Source organism: Amycolatopsis sp. WAC 01375 (assembly GCF_003947325.1).
In the GTDB taxonomy this organism is placed as follows: Bacteria; Actinomycetota; Actinomycetes; order Mycobacteriales; family Pseudonocardiaceae; genus Amycolatopsis.
This window is the reverse complement of sequence record NZ_QHHW01000038.1, coordinates 1-16,719: the sequence shown is the minus strand read 5'-3', so window position 1 is coordinate 16,719 and position 16,719 is coordinate 1. Positions and strand designations below refer to the sequence as shown.

General features: G+C 67.7%; 16 protein-coding genes. 8 read left to right on the top strand and 8 right to left on the bottom strand.

The features are described 5' to 3' along the window. Window positions 1-287: 287 nt before the first annotated feature. The 3 genes from DL991_RS27375 to DL991_RS27365 all read right to left on the bottom strand — a co-directional run bounded on the left by DL991_RS27375 (window position 288) and on the right by DL991_RS27365 (window position 3,769). On the bottom strand, window positions 288-791 hold the full coding sequence (locus DL991_RS27375; protein WP_158634459.1) for a transposase: 504 nt from the start codon (window positions 789-791) through the stop codon (window positions 288-290). Continuing rightward, window positions 718-1,203 (bottom strand): transposase, encoded by a 486-nt coding sequence (locus DL991_RS44035; protein ID WP_158634458.1) that lies wholly within the window; start codon window positions 1,201-1,203, stop codon window positions 718-720. Before DL991_RS44035 ends, DL991_RS27375 begins: the two co-directional genes overlap by 74 nt. A gap of 1,177 nt (window positions 1,204-2,380) precedes the next feature. Continuing rightward, window positions 2,381-3,769 carry a KamA family radical SAM protein gene (locus DL991_RS27365; protein ID WP_125787220.1) on the bottom strand — a complete coding sequence of 463 codons (1,389 nt, stop codon included), beginning with the start codon at window positions 3,767-3,769 and terminating at the stop codon, window positions 2,381-2,383. Window positions 3,770-3,911: 142 nt separating this feature from the next. Between DL991_RS27365 and DL991_RS27360 the strand changes: the two genes are divergently transcribed. From DL991_RS27360 to DL991_RS27350, 3 genes are read left to right on the top strand one after another with little or no spacing between them, the layout of a single operon-like run. Further along, entirely contained in the window at window positions 3,912-5,522 is a 1,611-nt protein-coding gene (locus tag DL991_RS27360) for an amidohydrolase (protein WP_125787219.1), read from the top strand. A 9-nt stretch (window positions 5,523-5,531) separates the two neighbouring features. Continuing rightward, a complete protein-coding gene (gene lnt, locus DL991_RS27355) occupies window positions 5,532-7,124 on the top strand; it encodes an apolipoprotein N-acyltransferase (RefSeq protein ID WP_125787218.1) in 1,593 nt (530 codons plus the stop codon). A 26-nt stretch (window positions 7,125-7,150) separates the two neighbouring features. Then, window positions 7,151-7,918 (top strand): polyprenol monophosphomannose synthase, encoded by a 768-nt coding sequence (locus DL991_RS27350; RefSeq protein WP_125787217.1) that lies wholly within the window; start codon window positions 7,151-7,153, stop codon window positions 7,916-7,918. On the opposite strand, the gene DL991_RS27345 is transcribed toward DL991_RS27350, so the two are convergent. Continuing rightward, a complete protein-coding gene (locus tag DL991_RS27345) occupies window positions 7,905-8,669 on the bottom strand; it encodes a DeoR/GlpR family DNA-binding transcription regulator (RefSeq protein WP_125787278.1) in 765 nt (254 codons plus the stop codon). The two genes, DL991_RS27350 and DL991_RS27345, sit on opposite strands and share 14 nt — an antisense overlap. Before the next feature lie 51 nt (window positions 8,670-8,720). Here DL991_RS27345 and DL991_RS27340 point away from each other — a divergent pair, with 51 nt between their 5' ends. From DL991_RS27340 to DL991_RS27330, 3 genes are all read left to right on the top strand, one after another. Next, window positions 8,721-9,095: a DUF4406 domain-containing protein gene (locus DL991_RS27340; protein ID WP_233599020.1), complete on the top strand. Its 375-nt coding sequence runs from the start codon at window positions 8,721-8,723 to the stop codon at window positions 9,093-9,095. Between the two features lie 44 nt (window positions 9,096-9,139). Further along, window positions 9,140-10,408, top strand: coding sequence for an RNA polymerase subunit sigma-70 (locus DL991_RS27335; protein ID WP_199754082.1), 1,269 nt, complete (start codon window positions 9,140-9,142; stop codon window positions 10,406-10,408). Window positions 10,409-10,477: 69 nt separating this feature from the next. Then, window positions 10,478-11,263: an SDR family NAD(P)-dependent oxidoreductase gene (locus DL991_RS27330; protein ID WP_125787216.1), complete on the top strand. Its 786-nt coding sequence runs from the start codon at window positions 10,478-10,480 to the stop codon at window positions 11,261-11,263. Here the strand turns inward: DL991_RS27330 and DL991_RS27325 are convergent. Further along, window positions 11,156-12,148 (bottom strand): LysR family transcriptional regulator, encoded by a 993-nt coding sequence (locus tag DL991_RS27325; protein WP_125787215.1) that lies wholly within the window; start codon window positions 12,146-12,148, stop codon window positions 11,156-11,158. The genes DL991_RS27330 and DL991_RS27325 overlap by 108 nt on opposite strands. Before the next feature lie 73 nt (window positions 12,149-12,221). On the opposite strand from DL991_RS27325, the gene dapA reads away from it, so the two are divergent. After that, window positions 12,222-13,136 carry a 4-hydroxy-tetrahydrodipicolinate synthase gene (dapA, locus tag DL991_RS27320; protein ID WP_125787214.1) on the top strand — a complete coding sequence of 305 codons (915 nt, stop codon included), beginning with the start codon at window positions 12,222-12,224 and terminating at the stop codon, window positions 13,134-13,136. Window positions 13,137-13,260: 124 nt separating this feature from the next. Here the strand turns inward: dapA and DL991_RS27315 are convergent, their stop codons facing one another. The 3 genes from DL991_RS27315 to DL991_RS27305 form a co-directional block, all read right to left on the bottom strand. Then, complete coding sequence (locus tag DL991_RS27315; RefSeq protein ID WP_005151365.1) at window positions 13,261-13,608, bottom strand: RNA polymerase-binding protein RbpA; 348 nt, start codon at window positions 13,606-13,608, stop codon at window positions 13,261-13,263. A 226-nt stretch (window positions 13,609-13,834) separates the two neighbouring features. Then, window positions 13,835-14,593: a thymidine kinase gene (locus tag DL991_RS27310; protein WP_125787213.1), complete on the bottom strand. Its 759-nt coding sequence runs from the start codon at window positions 14,591-14,593 to the stop codon at window positions 13,835-13,837. A 30-nt stretch (window positions 14,594-14,623) separates the two neighbouring features. After that, window positions 14,624-16,024 carry an MFS transporter gene (locus DL991_RS27305; protein WP_125787212.1) on the bottom strand — a complete coding sequence of 467 codons (1,401 nt, stop codon included), beginning with the start codon at window positions 16,022-16,024 and terminating at the stop codon, window positions 14,624-14,626. Between the two features lie 270 nt (window positions 16,025-16,294). On the opposite strand from DL991_RS27305, the gene DL991_RS27300 reads away from it, so the two are divergent. Then, window positions 16,295-16,719, top strand: a 425-nt coding sequence (locus DL991_RS27300) for a transglycosylase family protein (protein WP_199754096.1), incomplete at its 3' end; no start/stop codon positions are given.

The following is a 16,719-nucleotide window of genomic DNA, read 5'->3' as shown; positions in this document are numbered from 1 at the left end:
CGGCGCGGACAGCCCGCCGGTGGTATCGGCCGAGTTCAGGGTGCTGCCGACGGCGCGTCCGAGAAGCCCCGACGACTTCGGCAGGCTGTTCGTGGCGGCGATTTCCGTTGAGGTGAAGCCGCTCGACCCCGCGGTGGTCGCTCCGATGAACAGGACAGCCCGTCGCCGATTCCGGCCACTGCGACGAGGATCACGGTGCGGGTCGCTTGCTCGCACCACCTAGTGAGAGTGTTGGCAAAGTTGTCGCCGGTTTGGCAGGTCCGTGAAGACATCCCTGGGTTTGGTTGTCAAGCGGCGGTGGGGTTTTGTGGGGTTTGGTCGGCGTTGTGGTGGGCCCAGGCGGTTGTCTCGTTGTAGGGGGTGCGGGTTTTGAGGCATCCGTGGAGGAGGCCGACGAGCCGGTTGGTGAGTTGGCGTAGAGCGGCTTGGTGACCGACGCCGCGGGCTCGGAGGGTGTCGTAGTAGGCGCGGGCTCCGGGTGAGGCACGCAGTGTTGATTGGGCTTGGCGGGTGAGGGCGTCGAGGAGCCGGTCGTTGTGCACGTACCGGGCCCGGACGGTGGTTTTGCGGCCGGAGGCGATGGTCAGCGGGCTGGTTCCGGCATAGTTTTTGCGGGCTCTCGCTGATGTGTAGCGGTGGGGGTCGTCTCCGAGTTCGGCGAGCACCCTGGCGCCGAGGATCTGTCCGAGTCCGGGTTGGGACAGGTAGATCTCGGTGTCAGGGTGCTGGCCAAAAGAGGCTTTCACCTCGATCTCCAGGGTGCTGATCTCGCCGGTGAGGGCGCGGATCACGGTGATCAGCGAGCGGGTGACCGCGGCCTCGGCCGCGGTCAGGGCCAGGCCACGGCCCAGTGCCGGAGCACGCAGGGAGCCTGGATCGCGGCGCTTTACCGTCGATATCGCGTCTGCGGGCTCGTGTGAGCGCGGCGCTGATCTGCTTGCGGGATAGCCGGGCCGCGCGCTCGGGATCGGGAGCTTTGCTGAGTAGTTCCAGTGCCTCGGGCCCGGTCAGATCGAGGAACGCCTCCAACGCGGCGGGAAAATAGTCCCGCAGCGTGGCCTGCAACCGCAGCACATGCCTCGTCTTGTCCCAGATCAGTGCTTGATGCGCGCGGGTTAGTCCCTGCACCCCGTCAGCGAGGTCGCTGTCGCCGGCGACCTCACGCAGCTGGTGGGCGTCGGTGCGGACCAAATCGGCCAGCACATGCGCGTCACCGGCGTCGCTAGATACTGCATCTACAGTGCCCCGCACCGCCACTACTTGTACACGCCGGCCTATATCAGGAGATGCGTGTTGGCCCTGGACACGCCGGAGAAGTTTCGATCAGTGTTCGGCAAGGACCCGGAGCCGCGCGAAGATGACACTTCGATATCTCAGGCTTCCTGAGCGTGAGGTGACGATGGGCAACGCGCACACTGGGGCTGCGTCGCCCGTCGGCTTGTACGCACGCAGGTTAACCTGCCGCTGTTGAGCATGAGCTGGACCAGGGTTGATAGACCGGGCACGTAGTCTCCGATTGGGCTCTGTTGCCGACGTAGAGCCCGGTACAGGCTGACACACAGCAGCACTCGGCTCCGGCGCAAACTGGCGTTGACATGCCGGAGCCGCGGATTCCTGGTCCGCAGGTCGAGCGAGGAGCTACCTGCCCGAAAGGCTTCGAGCCGACTGGCAGCTTCACACCGCGCAGGCGACCGCACTGATGATCAAGGTGGCGATTGTTGCAGTGGTGCTTTCGCGCAGCGGATGACATGAGGCTCACCAGCGGCAAGGTATTGCCTGATTATGAGACAGGATGTATACGGAGCATGAGGTCGCAGGGAAAGATCCGCAAAGACTGAATACTTTCGCGCACACGACTTTGTTCTGGATGCGCCGATTAAGTGATACAAAGGCATTGAAGTTTGGACGGCTTTCAAAGTGTCGATTCGCGCTGCAAACAATTTTTCGTCGTTCGGCTTGGAGCGTCCACTCTGGATCCTCTCGTCCGTTCCGGGGCCGTTTCACGATCGGTCGCAATGGCACATGCCCGCCTTGGGTGGTCACAACTGAAGATCTGACCCGCGGGCCACCCGGAGTTGGGTGCAGGTGTCCGATGTCTCTCAGTGGCTCTACCGGCGCACGGCCAGGCAGGATCTCTGGGTCAGGTTGGAGGTCAAATGTCGACCCATGCTGGCGACGTCTGCGCTGGTCAGGTAGTTCATGGTCCAGCATGAGATGCGTCTCAGTTGTACTCAGCCAACGTGCAGACCGGGCGTCTCCGGCTGAAAGCCGGTCGGTGTTTCACCATGCGAGGCACTGTCCGATTCGTCTACGGCTTGCCGTTGCCGTTGGCCCCGAACGACGTTCGGGGCCAACGGTTTCATCTACCTACATGTAAAAGTCAGCCGTGCTGGCCCGCCCACCAGCGCTGGCCGGCTTCGGGCAGAGTCGAGATCGGGTCATAGTAGGGGTAGCGGCGCTGCAAGGCTTCGGGGTCCTCGTGCTCGATCCCGGTCCGGTAGTTCTTGGTCCAGTAGGAAATGCCCAGCTCACGGTCATATTCGGCGAGCTGGTGGACCCAACGTTTGCCCACGTACGGGACGTCGCAGACGATGCGCGGGGTGGCGTAGCCGGGCAGGTAGCCCATGATGGCGTGCTGGAGTTCCTGTGCTTCGTGCACGGAGACCCGCCAGTGCTCGGCGTTGGGGATCATGTCGCACATGTAGAAGTAGTACGGCAGGATGTTCGCCTCGCCTTGGAGCGCGAAGCACAGGTCGAGCAGTTCGGCCGGGGTCGCGTTGACGCCCTTCATCAGCACGCCCTGGTTGCGCACGTCGCGGACGCCGACGTCGAGCGCGGTCCTGGCGGCTTCGGTGACCAGCGGGGTCACCGATTGGGCGTGGTTGACGTGGGTGTGGATCGCGAGGTTGACGCCGCGGCGCTGCGCGGTGCCGGCGACGCGCTCGAGGCCTTCGACGACCTTCGGCTGGATCCAGTGCTGTGGCAGGGCGGCGAGTGCCTTGGTGGCGAGCCGGATGTCGCGGACGGTGTCGATGTCCATCAGCCGCATCAGGAACGACTCCAGCTGCGGCCACGGGACGTTGGCGACGTCACCGCCGGAGACCACGACGTCACGCACGCCGGGGGTCTTCTTCAGGTAGTCGATCATCGCGTCCTGGCGGTCGACCGGTTTGAGCGAGAGCTTGTGCTTCTCGACCTGCTCGGTGGAGTTGCCGACGAGGTCCATCCGGGTGCAGTGCCCGCAGTACTGGGGGCAGGTGGAGATCATCTCGGCGAGGACCTTGGTGGGGTAACGGTGCGTCAGCCCCTCCACGACCCACATCTCCGCCTCGTGCAGTGAGTCTCGTTCGGAGTGCGGGTGGCTCGGCCACTCGGTGTCGCGGTCGCTGCGCACCGGGAGCATGTAGCGGCGGATCGGGTCTGCGTACCAGGCCTCGGTCACCTTCGCCGGGTCGGTGCCCGCGTTGGGCGCCATGGTGTTGATCATCTGCGGCGGCAGCAGCATCGACATCGTGGCCATCTCGCGCTGGTCGGCGAGCATGTCCTCGTAGAAGCGCTCCTCGAGCAGGTCTCCCATGAGGGCGCGCAGTTGCTTGGCGTTGCGGATGCAGTGCACCCGCTGCCACTGCGCGTCACGCCACTCTGCCTCGGTCACGTCGTGCCAGCCGGGGAAGCGGCGCCAGTCGGGTTCGATCAGTTCGACTCGGGTGTAGTCGTAGGGCTGATCGTAGGCGGCCACCGGCGAGGTCGGTTGCTGGATCGCAGTCACTTGTACTCCTCGTCGTCGGAAACGCGTGAAATTATCCTGTCACATCGTTCGGAAGACGTAAATATTCCCGTCCTGCGTGGTGTGTCGAAATCATGTCGACCCGCCGGTCACGTGGTCGTCCGGACGCTGCAAACTCGGGAGGGTGACGAACGTGCGAACCACACTCCTGCTCGGCGGGCGCATCTACAGCCCTTCGGCTCCCGACGCCACGGCCATGGCGATCGCCGGCGGCACCGTCGTCTGGGTGGGACAGGACGGACCGGCCAAGGCCCTGCATCCCGACGCCGAGGTGGTCGACCTCGACGGCGCCTTCGTCGCCCCGGCCTTCGTCGACGCGCACGTCCACGCCACCGCGACCGGCCTGCACCTCACCGGGCTCGACCTCGTGGGGATCCGTGGTGCCGGTGAACTGCTGGCCGCGGTCCGCGACGCCGTCCGGCCCGGTCAGGTCCTGGTCGCGCACGGGTGGGACGAATCCCGCTGGACCGACGGCAGGCTGCCCAGCCGCGCGGAGATCGACGAAGCGTCGAACGGGACTCCCGTGTACCTCAGCCGGGTCGACGTCCACTCCGCGCTCGTCTCCAGCGCCCTTGTCGCGCTCGCCTCCGGTGTGCACGAGGTGCCGGGCTGGTCGGCCGACGGACCGCTGACCCGTGAAGCCCACCATCTCGTGCGTGCCGCGATGCGCGAGGCGATCACGCCGCGGCAGCGCCGTGAGGCCCAGCGCGCATTCCTCGCCGAAGCGGCCGCACGGGGAGTCGTCAGCGTCCACGAATGCGCGGGCCCGGACATCTCCGGCGCCGAAGACCTCACCGACCTGCTTACGCTCGCCTCCGGACCGGGACTGCCGGAGGTCGTCGGCTACTGGGGTGAACGCGGCGGGGTCGACACGGCCCGCGCACTCGGTGCCAGGGGCGTCGCGGGCGACCTGTTCGTCGACGGCGCGCTCGGCTCCCGCACCGCCGCCCTGCACGAGCCGTACGCCGACGCGCCCGGCACCTCCGGGACGCTCTACCTCGACGCCCCCGCCATTGCCGAACACATAAGCGCCTGCACCGAAGCCGAACTCCAGGCCGGTTTCCACGTCATCGGCGACGCCGCCGTCGCAGAGGTCGTCGAAGGATTCCGGCTCGCGGAGAAGACCGTCGGCCGCCGAGCGCTGGCCGCCAGGCATCACCGGCTCGAACACGTCGAGATGATCGACGTCGACCAGGCGAAGGCGCTCGCTGGCTGGGGTGTGGTCGCCTCGGTCCAGCCGCAGTTCGACGCCGAATGGGGCGGCACCCACGGCATGTACACCGACCGTCTCGGCGCGGAACGGGCCGAGAAGCTCAATCCCTTCGCAGCGATGGCCGCCGAAGGGCTCCTGCTCGCGTTCGGTTCCGATGCCCCCGTCACGCCGGTCGACCCGTGGGCCACGGTCCGTGCCGGCACCTATCACGGCACACCGGGCTCGGGCTTGTCCGCTCGCGCGTCCTTCACCGCCCACACCCGTGCGGGGCACCGCGCAGCCGGGGTCAATGACGGCGTCACCGGCAGCCTGGTCCCGGGTGCTCCCGCGCACTACGCGATCTGGGACGCCGAGGACCTGGTCGTCGCGACCCCGGACTCGCGAGTGCAGCGCTGGTCGACCGATCCGCGGGCGGGTGTACCGCCGTTGCCGAACCTGGCGGAGGGCGCGAAACTGCCCCGGTGCCTGCGCACGGTCCGCGACGGGCAGGTCATCCACGATCTGTTCACCCGGACGGCCTAGGGTTCAGGAGTGTCCACGACCGTGACCGATCCGGACCCCGAAGCGGCGCCCCGGAAGCGGTTCTCCCGCGCCTGGCTGCTGCGTTTCCTCGTCGCCGCGGCGTCGGGTTTCACCTTGCACCTGAGCTTCGCGCCGCGTCCGCTGTGGTGGCTCGCGCCGCTGGCGTTCACCGGTTTCGCCCTGGTGGTGCATGGACGTCGGTTCCGGGGCGCGTTCGGCTACGCGTTCGTGTTCGGGGTGGCGTTCTTCCTGCCGTTGCTGACGTGGCTGCTGGATTTCCTCGGTCCTGGCTTCGGGCCGTGGCCGTGGCTCGGGCTGGCGATGGCGCTTTCGGTGTATCTCGGCTTCGGCGGGGCTTTCGCCACCGTGGTGTGGCGGCTGCCGCTCGGGCCGTTGTGGGCGGCGCTGGTGATCATCGCGCTGGAGACACCGCGGACGTGGTTCCCCTTCGGTGGGTTCCCGTGGGGCCGGGTGGCGTTCAGCCAGCCTGAGGGCGCTTTCGTCTCGCTGGCCTCGATCGGCGGCGCCCCGCTGGTCGGGCTCGCCGTCGTGCTGACCGGTTTCGGGTTCGCGGCACTGTGCCTGCGGCTGAAGGGCGCGGATCCGCGACGTTCCCTGATGGCCACGTCGGCGCTGACCTTGGTGCCGGTGGTGGCGGGTCTCGCGGTGTGGCCGACGATCGGCACCGAGGCGCAGGACGGCGAACTCACCGTCGCCACGGTGCAGGGCAACGCCCCCGACATCGGCTTGGCGCTGGAAGGCCGCCGCGACGAACTCCGGAACAACCACCTCGCCGAGAGCGCCCGGCTGCTCGAAAAGCTCAAGGCGACCAACACCAAGGTCGATCTGCTGGTCTGGCCGGAGACCGCGATGGCCATGCGCACCGGAGACGCCGGCGTCGATCAGCTGGTCCGCGACTACGGCACGCAGGCCATCATCGGCGCGCTGGTCCGGCTGCCCGACGGGAGCGCGCAGAACTCCGCGCTCGTCTGGGATCCGGCCACCGGCCCGGGCCAGCGCTACGCCAAACAGCAACTCGTCCCGTTCGGCGAGTACGTCCCGGCCCGTGAGCTCGCGAAGCTCGTGACACCGTTCGTCGACAGCGTGGCGAACATGGCACCGGGTGACGGCGCCAACGCCGCCCTGTCCGTCGCGGGCACGAAGGTCGGCGTCTTCATCTGTTACGAGACGGCGTTCGACTACCCGGCCCGGGAGTCGGTCGCCGATGGCGCGGAGCTGCTTGTCGTGCCGACCAACAACGCCTGGTACGGGCCGGGGGAGATGAGCTACCAGCAGCTGGCGATGTCGCGGCTGCGGGCGGTCGAGCATGGGCGCGCGGTGATCGTTTCCGCCACCAGCGGAGTGAGCGCGATTGTCGCTCCCGACGGTTCGATCATGGCCTCTACCAGCCTGTTCACCGCAGACTCCCTGGTGGGGCGCGTGCCGTTGAGGCAGCAGACTACGCTGTCGGATCGACTCGGTGTGACGACGGAGTACGGGCTGCTGGCTCTGGCGATCGCCGGGGTTACCGGCGGGTACGTGCTCCGTTTCCGCACCCGGCGCGCGAGCGCCGCCAAGGCAACGAGGGAAGCGGCGGGCTGACCCGCCGGAACACGGAGGAAAAGCGGATGGCGCAGGCGCCGCGGGGGGCCCAGGGAATCGACCCGGTGCTGGTGGTGATCCCGACGTACAACGAGCGGGAGAACATCGGCCCGATCGTGGAACGTCTGCTCGAAGCACTCCCGGACGTGCACGCCCTCGTCGTCGACGACGGCAGCCCGGACGGGACCGGCGACGTCGCCGACGAGCTCGCGAAGGCCGACGAGCGGATCCAGGTCATGCACCGGACCGAGAAGGCCGGCCTCGGCGCCGCGTACGTCGCCGGATTCCGCTGGGGTCTTTCCCGCGACTACGCCACCATCGTCGAGATGGACGCCGACGGCTCGCACGCGCCGGAGGACCTGCCGCGGGTGCTGGCGGCCCTCGAGGACGCCGACCTGTCCATCGGCTCCCGCTACGTTCCCGGCGGCAGCACGGTGAACTGGCCGTTCCAGCGCAAGGCGTTGTCCTGGGTGGCGAACTTCTACGCCAGGATCGCGCTCGGCACGAAGATCAACGACATCACCGCGGGCTTCCGCGCGTACCGCCGCACGGTGCTGGAGAAGCTCCCGCTCGACGAGATCGCCTCGCGCGGCTACTGCTTCCAGATCGACCTGGCGTTCCGCACGGCGCTGGCCGGGTTCGAGGTGGTCGAGGTGCCGATCACCTTCACCGAACGTGAGGTCGGTCAGTCGAAGATGAGCGGTTCGGTCGTGCGCGAGGCGATCGTCCTGGTGGGCCTGTGGGGGGTCAAGCGTCGCTGGCAGCAGGTTCGCGGGCTGGTCAAGAAGGGCTGACCCCCAGCACGCTCACCCCGAGCTTTCCCAGCTCCTTCACCGTCGGTTCGTCCGGCGCCGCGTCGGTGATCACGCCCGCGACGTCGGAAAGGGGAAGCACGGTGAACGGCGAGGCCGCGCCGATCTTCTCCGAACTGGCCAGCACATAGGTGTCGGCGGCGCGTTTGGCGAGGGTGCGTTTCATCGCGGCCTCGTCCGAGTCGCCGGTGGTGAGCCCGGTCTCCGGGTGCACGCCGGTGACGCCGAGGAAGAACAGATCGGCGTTGACGTTCATCGCCGCTTCCGCCGCGGTCGCTCCGCAGGTGACGGCCGAGTGTTTGAAGAGCCGTCCGCCGATCAGGAACACCTCGACCTTCGGATGTGTGACGAGCGCGGCCGCGACCGTGGGACTGTGCGTGACGATCGTCGCTTCGAGGTCGACGGGGAGCGCCTTCGCCAGCGCGAGCGCGGTCGTACCGCCGTCGAGGATGGCGGTCGATCCCAGTCGGATCAACGCTGCTGCACGTTTCGCGATCCGTTCCTTGCCTGCGACGCTGACCGCCATGCGCGTCGCGTAGTCCGCGGTGGCGGGGGAGACCGGCAAGGCTCCGCCGTAGACCCGCTGGCAGAGCCCGGCGTCGGCGAGTTCCCGCAGGTCACGGCGGATACTGTCCTCTGATATGCCGAGTTCTGCGGCGAGGTCCTTGGCCACGATCCGGCCTTCGGTCTTCAAGCGTTCAAGCAGCAGGTCTCGACGTTGCGCAGCCAACATGTGCACGTTCCTCCTTGTTCTTGCCGATTGTTGCACATTAGGCTCCGGTTCATGAGCAAACCTCTGATGATCCTCATCGCCGGTCCGTTCCGCTCCGGAACCGGCGACGACCCCGAACTCCTCGCCCGCAACCTCGCTCGGCTCGAAGAGGCCGCGTGGCCGATCTTCCGCAGCGGGCACGTGCCGATGATCGGCGAGTGGGTCGCGCTCCCGGTGCTGCGCGGCGCGGGCGGGAGGACCGTCGCGGACCCCATCGCCAAGGAGGTCATGTATCCGACGGCCGACAGGCTGTTGCACCACTGCGACGCCGTCCTGCGCCTGCCGGGGGAATCCACCGGCGCCGATCAGGACGTCGCCATCGCGCTCTCCCGCGGTCTGGCGGTGTATCACCGTGTCGAGGACATCCCGGGCTACCAAGCCGCATAATGCGTAACTCGACCGCGTGTGACGTTTCTGGGGGAAGGTGAGCCGTGACCGGGAAGGTCTGCGGGATGTGCGGAGGCCCGCTGCCATCGAAAGCGGGTTCGCGCGGGCGCGCGGCCGTCTACTGTTCGGCCGCGTGCCGCCAGCGGGCCTACCGGTCACGGCACGACCCCGCCCCCGACGTGGAAGCCCTCATCGCCGAGGTCGGCCGCGTCGCGAACCGGCTGGCACCCCGGCCGGCGGAAGTCCTCCTCGCCGATCTCACCTCGCTCACCGCCGACGTGGGCAGGCTGCGGCGCATCGCGCAACTGGCGCTCCGGACCGAAGAAGAAAACGTCACACCGGCGCCGGTGACGGAAACCGTGGACGAGGTCGACTTCGCCGGGAGAATCGAGCAGCACCAACGAGAACTGCGCGTGCACTGCTACCGCATGGTCGGGTCCTACGACGACGCGGAAGACCTGGTCCAGGAAACCTTCCTCCGTGCCTGGCGCGGCCGCGAAGGCTTCGAAGGCCGGTCGAGTTTCCGTGCCTGGCTCTACCGCATCGCCACCAACACCTGCCTGGATTTCCTGCGGCGCAACAAAAGGGCCCCACGTCCGTACGATCCGCTGCCCGACGTCGAGCAGCAGGGCGAACCGCCCCAGTTCATACCCTGGTTGCAACCGTTCCCGGACGACTCGGCCGAGATCGCCGAGACCAGGGAAACGATGGAACTGGTCTTCCTCGCCGCCATCCAGCATCTCCCGCCGAAGCAGCGGGCCGTGGTGATCCTCAACGACATCCTCGGCTGGAAGGCCGCGGAGACCGCCGAACTGCTGGAAACCACTGTCGCGTCGGTCACCAGCGCACTCCAGCGCGCCCGTCCCACCCTGCGCGAACGCCTGCCGGAACGCCGCACCGACTGGGCGCGAACGGTCCAGCCGACCGAGGAGGAGCAAACGATCCTGCGGCGCTACATGGCCGCAGCCACGGGCAGCGGCGACAGCCGGGTCATGGCCGAACTGCTGAGGGAGGACGTGCTGGTCACGATGCCGCCGAACCCGCTGTGGTTCTCCGGCCGCGACGTCTTTCTCGACTTCGTCGCCGAGTCCCTCGACCCCGCGTCGCCGACGTACTTCGGCGAATGGAAACACCTCCCGGCCGTCGCCAACAGCCTGCCCGCCGCGGCCGGCTACGTCCGGCGGCCGGGGACCCGGATCTACCGCGCACAGGTGCTCGACGTGCTGCGGATCGAAGACGGGAAGGTCGCGGAGATCACCGCTTTCGAACCGCATTTGTTCCCCGCGTTCGGGTTGCCGCTGACGATCACCTGAGGACCGATGAGATCCACGCCCCTTCCGCGTCTCAACGGTCGAACCCGATCAAGCGGAAGGAACACCCTCATGAACCTCCAGGACAAGAACGCGGTCATCTACGGTGCCGGCGGATCGATCGGCGGCGGTGTCGCCAAGGAGTTCGCCGCGCGCGGCGCCCGCGTCTTCCTCACCGGCCGCCACGAACCGGCGCTGACGAAGGTCGCCGACGAGATCAAGGAGACCGGGGGAGTGGCCGAAGTCGCCGTCGTCGATGCCATGGACGAGACCGCGGTCGACGCGCACGCCGCGTCCGTCGTGGCGGAGGCCGGCAGTCTCGACATCTCCCTCAACCTCGTCCCACGCGGTGACGTCCAGGGCATCCCGCTCGTGGAGATGTCGGTCGAGGACTTCGTCCGCCCGATCACCACGGGCGTCACGACCAACTTCATCACCGCCCGAGCGGCCGCCCGGCACATGATCACGCAGGGCTCCGGCGTGATCCTCGCCCTCGACAGCGGCTCCGCCCAAGGCAGCCCGATGATGGGAGCGACCGGATCGATCGACGCCGCGCTCGACACTTACATCCGCAATCTCGCCGTCGAGATCGGGCCGCACGGCGTCCGCGCGCTCGGCATCTGGGTCGCGGGTATCCCGGAGACCTTCACCCCCGAGAAGCTCTCCGCCGTGTACAACCAGCTGCCGGCGAGCCCGGAGATGATGGCGAACGTCCTCGACGGCCTCACCGAAGCCCGGATGACCAAGCGATCACCGCTTCTCGCCGAGGTCGCCGCCACCCTGGCATTCCTCGCCTCCGACGGCGCGATGGGGATCACCGGCACCTTCGTCAACGTGACCAGCATGTTCCCCAGCTGACCGGAGTTCCGCGAGTACAGCTCGGATCGCCGGGCTGGCCTCGGCGCTGCGGCGCCACGCCGCGTGCACCTCGCGCGTCGGCGGGCGCCGCAACGGCCGGGCCACGAGCCCTTCGCTCAAGGGCGGACGCGCCAGACGCGGGATCAGCGCGACGACCTCACCCGAGGCCACCAGCGACTGCTGCGTGGAGAAGTCGTCGACCAGATGCCGCACGTCGGGCTCCTCGGCCAGACCGGCGAACAGGCGCCGGAACCACTGGTGGCAGACCGTGCCGGGCGGGCTGGTCACCCACGCGTGCCCCGCCAGGTCTGCGCTGTCCAGTGGCGGCTCGGCACGCGCGAGCGGATGCGTCTCGGCCATGACGACGTCGCCGATGTCGGTGTGCACCAGCAGCCGGGACAGGGCAGGGGACAGGGGGACGGGCAGGCCGTCGGCGTCGTGGAGGAGCGCGAGATCAGCCGTCCCGGCCTCGACCGAGTGCAGGGCCTGGTCGGGATCCTGCTCGGTGATGTGCAGCCGGAGATCGGGATGCCGCGACAAGAGCCGCGGATGGATGGGGGCGAGCAGGCCGCGGATACCCGTCGAGAACGCGGCCACCCGCAAGACGCCGCGAGGCGCGCCCTCCGCCACCGACTGGGCGGCCTCGGCACAGCGTTCGAGCGCCTGGAACACCTCCAGGGAGGAGTCGACGACAGCCTGCCCTGCCGGTGTGAGCACGACTCCGCGTCCGGCCGGAGCGAGAACGGGCATCCCGATCTGGCGTTCCAGCCGCTTGATCTGCTGCGACACCGCCGACGCGGTGAAGCCCAGTTCGTCCGCCGCTCGCGCCAACGTCCCCAGAGCGGCCACCGACCGCAGCGCCCGCAGGGCCCCGACCTCGATCATGAAGCCAGACTACGCAATACCGGCCAAAAAGCATCGCTGGACCGCAGATATCGGCCTCGACAGGATCGGCTCCATGACCGAATCGCTCTTCGGCTCCAACCTCGTCGCCATGGTCACCCCGATGGAACCCGGCGGCGCGCTCAGCGAACCCGGCCTCACCGGCCTGGTCGACCACTTGCTCGCCACCGGCTGCGACGGCATCGTCGTCGGCGGGACCACCGGCGAAGCACCCACCCTCACCGACACCGAAGCGACCCGGCTCGTCCACACCGTGGCGGCCCTCGCCGGGAACCGGGCACGCGTGATCGCCGGCGTCGGCACCTACGACACCACCGCCTGCATCCGCCGCGCGAAGGAAGCCGAGGCGGCCGGAGCCGACGCGCTCCTGCTCGTCTGCCCCTACTACTCCAAACCGACGCAGGCCGGAATCGTGGCGCACTGCCGGGCGGTGGCCGACGCCACCGACCTGCCCGTGATGCTCTACGACGTCCCGGCCCGCACCGGAACCGCCCTGGAGGCGGCCACCCTGATCGAACTCGCCCGCCATCCCCGGATCCGGGCCGTGAAGGACGCCAAGGGCGACCTGTTCGAAGCGATGTCGGTCATGGCGCGCAGCCCGCTGGCCTACTACTGCGGCATCGACGAACTCAACCTGCCCTACCTCGCCGCCGGCGCCACCGGGCTGGTCAGCGTCGTGGGCAACGTAGTCGCCGACCGCAACGCCGAACTCATCGGCGCCGTACGCGGGGGAGACCTAGACACCGCGCGTGCGCTCAACGACGCGCTGCTTCCCCTGGCGGACGCGATCATGCGTACCTCGCAGGGAGCGATCATGGCCAAGGCGGCGCTGGCCGACCTCGGCGTCATCCCGCACGCGACGGTCCGGCTCCCGCTGCTCGAATCGCCGCCCGAGCACCTGCGGCGGCTTCGCGACGCCTTGACAGCCCTCGGCACCGGGGTTCTCGTGGGCCCGCTCTCGAGTACATGAAGGGGGCCTTCATGTACTTGGGAGGGCGTGGTGCTGACATCCCTCAGACGCGGCGAAGCCCCCGCGGAGGGAGGTCGCGGGGGCTTCGCCGATTCGTGGTGGGGCTAGCTACTTGTGCCGTGCGTCAGGCGGACCGGGTGGTCCTGCGTCCCTTCAGCTCGGCGAGACGTTCGTTGAGCAGATCTTCGAGCTCCGGGATCGAGCGCCGCTCCAGGAGCATGTCCCAGTGCGTCCTCGGGGGCTTGACCTTCTTCTGCTCCGGCTGCCCGCCGTCCACGATCTCGGACTCGCTGCCGTGCAGCCTGCACTCCCACACCGAAGGGATCTCGGCGTCGTCGGAGAAGGGCACCTCGAACTCGTGGTTCTTGGGGCAGGCGTAGCGCACGGTGCGGCGGGGCGCGAGATCGTGGTTGCGGTCGGTCTCGTAGCTGACCGCTCCCAGCCGGCTTCCACGGAGAACACGGTCGGCCATGATGGGGGTCCTTTCAGTCAGCTCCGGGTGGAGCCAGGGTGATGCTCACCCTATGCAACGACAATGAGGGCCAGAGGATTCCCTGAACAGCATGTCCTTGCTCACGATGAGCTGTGTCACCCGGTGGCAACAGCTTCTCCTAGTAGGAGTGGTTTCGCGCTCTGGCGTGACGTCAATACGGCCATCTTGGTGCGGATATCCCCCAGATGGGCTAGTAGTACGCCTGTCACGTCAACCGTAACTGACCGTGTTGGGCCGAGGTCGGCCCCAGGTCGCCCAGTCGAAAGTGTCGACGGCACAATACCTGATAACGGACCGTGTTCGGTTCGCCCTCAGACGGTGATGTCGATGAAGATTCAACGACCAACTGCTCGGTATCCGCCACCACGACGGTGTCCCCGGCCCGCAACACCTCGCCGTCGGACACCCTCGCGTTGAACCGCCCCGTCTGCCCGCACCAGCACAGCACCTCGACCTGAACGGGCTGCAACTCGTCCGCCAGCTCGAACAACCGCGCGGCCCCCGGGAACAACATGCTCCGGAAATCGGTCGCGATCCCGAAGCAGTACACGTCTATCTGGACGTCATCGGCCAGTTCAGCCAGCTGATCCACCTGATCGGGCGACAAGAACTGGGCCTCGTCGACGATCAAGTAGTCCACATGCCGCCCTGCCGCCCACTGCTCACGCACCAGCAACCGCAGATCGGTCTCGTTCCCGACCTCGATCGCCTTGCGCGTCAACCCGATCCGGCTGGTGATCTGCGGTTCACCGGACCGGTCATGGCGCACCAGCACCATCCCGCGACGACCCTGCCGCGCGTGGTTGTGGTCGATCTGCAACGCCAGCGTCGACTTCCCGCAGTCCATCGGCCCGTAACAGAACTTCAACTTCCCGACGACCGGCACACCCCGCCGTGAACCCGCCACCGGCACCGACGACAACGCGTCCGTGGGATCCGGGCCACTCTCCTTCAGTACGGTCACGACGCTCGACCCTATCGGCACGCTCCGCCGTCACAGCACCGCCGGTGGCCGGTTGCCCGCCGCCTCGATCGCGCGGCGCACCGGCACCAGCCACACGAACACGAAACCGAGCACGAAGAAGATCACCAAAGCGATGATCGCCCACCGGAACGAACCGGTGATCTGCCCGACCGCGGCGAACAACAGGGGACCGAGCCACGACGTCCCGCGCTCACCCACCACGTACAGCGAAAAGTACTGCGCGTCCTTCCCCTCCGGGATCATCTGCCCGAACAACGACCGCGACAACGCGTTCGTTCCACCGAGCACCAGTCCGATCCCGACCGCCACCGCGTAGAACTGCAACGGCTGACCGGCCTCGATGAAGAACGCGAAGCACAACACGACCACCCAGGCCACCAGACTGCCCAGAATCGTCTTCTTCGCCCCGATCCGCGCCGCGATCGCACCGTGGATCATCGCCCCGGCGTAGGCGAGGAACTGGATCACCAGGATCGTGACGATCAGCACCTGCGTGCTGTACTTCAGCTCGTCCTTGCCGTACTGCGCCGACACCGCAACCACCGTCGTGATCCCGTCGGTGAAGACCAGGTAACTGCCGAGGAACGCCAGCGTCAGGGGATACGCCCGCGCCTCCTTGATCGTCTGCTTCAGCTCCTTGAACCCGGCCGTCACCACCGACAGCCCCCGCTCCGCGGACTTCGGCACATGAGTCCGGGGGAGTGCGCGCACCGCGGGGACCGTGAACACCGCCCACCAGATCCCCGACGTCAGGAAACAGATCTGGATCGCCAGATGTTCGCTCACCCCGAAGAAGCCGTGCCCCATGAAGAACCCCAGTTGCAGCGCGAGCGCCAGGCCGCCGCCGAGATACCCGAACGCCCACCCCTTCGACGACACCGCGTCCCGCTCATCAGGCTCCGCGATGTCCACCAGGAACGAGTAGTAGACGACCAGCGCACCGCCGTAACCGATGTTGGCCAGGATGAACGTCCAGACCCCGACCTCCCAGTTCGTCCCCGAGATGAAGAACATCAGCGCCGACGCCACCGCGCCCAGGAACGCGAACCCGCCGAGGATCCGCCGCTTGTGCCTGCTCCGGTCCGCGATCGCGCCGGCGATCGGCAGCACCAGCACCTGCGTCACCGTCGCGATCGACAGCAGATAGCCCCACAGCGAGCCCGCCGGGAAGTGCAGCCCGAACAACGAGACGTCGCAGTTCTGCAGCGTGCTCGAAGCACCACTCGAATCGGTACACGCCCTGTCCCCGTTAAGGGTGAAATTCGCCTTGGCATCCGCGGACGCGATATCGCTCAAATAGAGCGCTCCGAAGACGGTGATGACCGACGAATAGAACGGCGAATTGGCCCAGTCGTAGAGGTACCAAGCCCGCCACACCCGCTTGCGTTCACGGGTCACGGCCACCGTCATGCACTGCTCCTGAAGTCGAGAACGTCGAGGTCAGCGGGAGACTACTGGTCATCGAGCCCACTTGTCCGGCACAAGGCGGGACCGTGTTCGTTTCGACGCGAGACGAACCCTTCCCGGCAACCTCCGCGACCATCGTCGGCGTGTCGCTGCCACGATCCCTGTGTGTTTCATGTGAGGCTGGAGTGCGAGCTGTGACTCTTGTGAAGCATGTGTCCTGTACTTACTGTTCCGCTCATGAGGACCAATCGCCTTCGCACAGCACACCGCGTAGTGGCGAGAACGCTCCTGCTCGCCCTCGCCGTCACGGGTCTGCAGATCGCCACCACCGGATCCGCCGCAGCGGACCCCCACGGCTCCCACTGGGCCAAGCTCCGTATGTGTGAGTCGAGCGGCCGCTACAACATCAACACCGGCAACGGCTACTACGGCGCCTACCAGTTCGACCTGCCCACCTGGCGCAGCGTCGGCGGCCAAGGACGCCCCGACCAGGCCAGCCCCCGCGAACAGGACTACCGGGCCCTCTACCTGTACCGCATGCGCGGCTGGCAACCCTGGGAATGCGCCGGCAAACTCGGCTTCCGCAACGACGGCGACGGCCGCAGCAAACGCGTCCCGTCCTACGACGACTCCGCCTACATCGGCGGGGGAGGACAGCCCGCCCCGCCGCCTCCGCCCAAACCGAAGCCGACCCCGCC

What these genes read in the sequence shown, in the direction of transcription:
- DL991_RS27345 (WP_125787278.1), bottom strand. Translation starts at nt 8,669, where the DNA reads ATGTTGGCTGCGCAACGTCGAGACCTGCTGCTTGAACGCTTGAAGACC.
- DL991_RS27325 (WP_125787215.1), bottom strand. Translation starts at nt 12,148, where the DNA reads ATGATCGAGGTCGGGGCCCTGCGGGCGCTGCGGTCGGTGGCCGCTCTG.
- DL991_RS27330 (WP_125787216.1), top strand. Translation starts at nt 10,478, where the DNA reads ATGAACCTCCAGGACAAGAACGCGGTCATCTACGGTGCCGGCGGATCG.
- dapA (WP_125787214.1), top strand. Translation starts at nt 12,222, where the DNA reads ATGACCGAATCGCTCTTCGGCTCCAACCTCGTCGCCATGGTCACCCCG.
- DL991_RS27340 (WP_233599020.1), top strand. Translation starts at nt 8,721, where the DNA reads ATGAGCAAACCTCTGATGATCCTCATCGCCGGTCCGTTCCGCTCCGGA.
- DL991_RS27350 (WP_125787217.1), top strand. Translation starts at nt 7,151, where the DNA reads ATGGCGCAGGCGCCGCGGGGGGCCCAGGGAATCGACCCGGTGCTGGTG.
- DL991_RS27315 (WP_005151365.1), bottom strand. Translation starts at nt 13,608, where the DNA reads ATGGCCGACCGTGTTCTCCGTGGAAGCCGGCTGGGAGCGGTCAGCTAC.
- DL991_RS27305 (WP_125787212.1), bottom strand. Translation starts at nt 16,024, where the DNA reads ATGACGGTGGCCGTGACCCGTGAACGCAAGCGGGTGTGGCGGGCTTGG.